General features: G+C 31.6%; 2 protein-coding genes. Both read left to right on the top strand.

All coding sequences use genetic code 11. The features are described 5' to 3' along the window. Positions 1 to 21: 21 nt before the first annotated feature. Complete coding sequence (gene ispD, locus COZ07_RS08900; RefSeq protein WP_406608211.1) at positions 22 to 723, top strand: 2-C-methyl-D-erythritol 4-phosphate cytidylyltransferase; 702 nt, start codon at positions 22 to 24, stop codon at positions 721 to 723. Continuing rightward, positions 720 to 1,502: 4-(cytidine 5'-diphospho)-2-C-methyl-D-erythritol kinase (gene ispE / locus COZ07_RS08895; protein WP_406608210.1), on the top strand; the 783-nt coding region annotated here is incomplete at its 3' end. The genes ispD and ispE, both read left to right, overlap by 4 nt.

Genomic DNA, 1,502 nt, shown 5'->3' with positions numbered 1-1,502 from the left:
TGGTAAATTGGATGGAAAAAGATGAAAGTTGTAGCTTTAATTGCAGCTGCTGGTTCGGGCAAAAGAATGAATTCTAAAATAAGTAAGCCCTTTATCCCTATTTTTGGGAAGCCAATTTTAGCTTATACCATTGAAAAATTTGAACAATGTAAGTTTATTGAAAAAATATATCTCACTGTTAACTGTGAAGAAAAAGAGCTGTGTTGGAAAAATATAATATTAAAATATAATTTTTCTAAGGTCCAAAAGTTAATTGACGGAGGAGAGACCAGGCAGGATTCGATATATAATGGACTAAAAACACTGGATACTGATACAGATATAGTGGTAATCCACGATGGTGCTCGTCCTTTAGTAGAAGAAAACCTTATTCAAGATTCGATTAAAGCAGCCCAACAATATGGAGCAGCAATTGCAGTTATTCCTATTAACGATACAGTAAAAAAGAGTGGAAAAGATTTTTTTATAAATAAAACTCTTAAACGAAAAGAATTATGGAGAGCTCAAACCCCTCAGACTTTTAAATACGATATAATTTTATCTGCTTATCATCAGATTTATAAAAGTAGGTTTTTTGCAACTGATGACGCTACAGTTGTAGAAAGATATGGGTATAAAGTAAAAATGATAGTTGGTTCTGAAGAAAATATTAAAATAACCACTCCCTTTGATATAGTTATAGTGGAGAATTTTTTAAAGAGGGGATTAAAATTTAAACTATGAATAAAATTAAAATAAATAGTTATTCGAAAATAAATTTAACCCTAAACATTTTAAGCAGACGTGAGGATGGATATCATGAAATAGAGGCTATAATGCAATCAATTAATTTGGCAGATCAAGTGGTTATTACTGAAGAAAAGGAAGGGATAAAGATAAAATGCAATCATCCTGAAGTTCCAGTTAATGCTAACAGTTTAGCCTATAGATCAGCAGAGAAAATTATTAATAGATATGGAATAAAAAAGGGAGTTAAAATAGAAATTGAAAAAAAAATTCCCTTAGCCAGTGGTCTGGCGGGGGGTTCGGCTAATTCTGCTACTATTTTAATAGGAATAAATAAACTTTTTAGTTTGAATTTAAGTAATGAAGATTTAAGGGGGATAGGAGAAGAATTGGGGATGGATGTCCCCTTTTTTATACAGAATGGGACAGCGCTGGCTTATCAGAGAGGGGAAAAGTTGACCCCTTTATCCTCAATTACTCCTCCGTTATGGATGATCATACTAAATCCTGGTTTTAATATATCCACTAATTGGGCTTATAATAATCTCGATTTAGATAGCATTAAAAAAGAAAAGAATAATACTAAAGCGATGCTTAAAGCTTTAAAAGAGGGGAAATCCCAGGAAATTGCTAAAAATTTATTTAATTCTTTTGAAAGTTTAATTATTAAAAAATACCCGGAAGTGGGAAGAATTAAAAATAGATTGATAGAAGAAGGTGTTTTGAGTGCTCTTATGTCTGGTAGTGGTCCTACTGTTTTTGGTATAACTCAGAAT

Origin of the sequence: Candidatus Infernicultor aquiphilus, assembly GCF_002784285.1 — a bacterium.
Classification (GTDB): Bacteria; Atribacterota; Phoenicimicrobiia; order Phoenicimicrobiales; family Phoenicimicrobiaceae; genus Infernicultor; species Infernicultor aquiphilus.
The sequence above is the reverse complement of the archived record's forward strand: the minus strand, read 5'-3'. Positions and strand labels throughout refer to the sequence as shown.

Coding starts and splice junctions, on each gene's coding strand:
- ispD (WP_406608211.1), top strand. CDS start 22: ATGAAAGTTGTAGCTTTAATTGCAGCTGCTGGTTCGGGCAAAAGAATG.